Origin of the sequence: Streptomyces sp. SID4985, from assembly GCF_009863025.1 — a bacterium.
Taxonomy (GTDB): domain Bacteria; phylum Actinomycetota; class Actinomycetes; order Streptomycetales; family Streptomycetaceae; genus Streptomyces.
In genome coordinates, this window is record NZ_WWIR01000658.1 from 1 (window position 1) to 560 (window position 560).

The following is a 560-nucleotide window of genomic DNA, read 5'->3' on the forward strand; positions in this document are numbered from 1 at the left end:
GCCTCGGCGGCGGCCATCTTCATCGGCTGCTGCTCGAACATGACCTCGCCGAGCTTGTCACCGGTGATCGCGGTGCCCAGACCGAAGATGACGGCCAGGACGAGGCCGAGCCGCAGCGACGTGCGCATGGCCGCGACCTGCTTGAGGTCGTTGGGCCGGCCCCGGCGCTGGCGGCGGGCGGCGCGGTACAGATGGATGGCGGAGATGCCCATGACGAACGCGGAGCCGGTCAGGAACGCGGCGGTCAGGGTGTGCGCGACGACGACGAGGTTCAGCTTCTGGAAGAGCACCGCGCCGATGTCGGTCAGATGCGCCTTGCCGGCCGCCTTGTCGAGGCTGAAGCCGACCGGGTTCTGCATGAAGGAGTTGGCGGCGAGGATGAAGTACGTCGACAGGATCGTGCCGATCGAGACCATCCAGATGCACGCGCAGTGGATCTTCTTGGGCAGCTTGTCCCAGCCGAAGATCCAGAGTCCGATGAAGGTGGACTCGAAGAAGAACGCCAGCAGCGCTTCCAGGGCGAGCGGCGCGCCGAAGACGTCACCGACGAAGCGGGAGTA

1 protein-coding gene is annotated in these 560 nt (G+C 66.4%); it reads right to left on the reverse strand.

Annotated features, from left to right (window positions below; genetic code table 11):
• On the reverse strand, nucleotides 1-560 hold a 560-nt coding region (locus GTW40_RS28550; RefSeq protein WP_161183022.1), incomplete at both ends, for a cytochrome ubiquinol oxidase subunit I.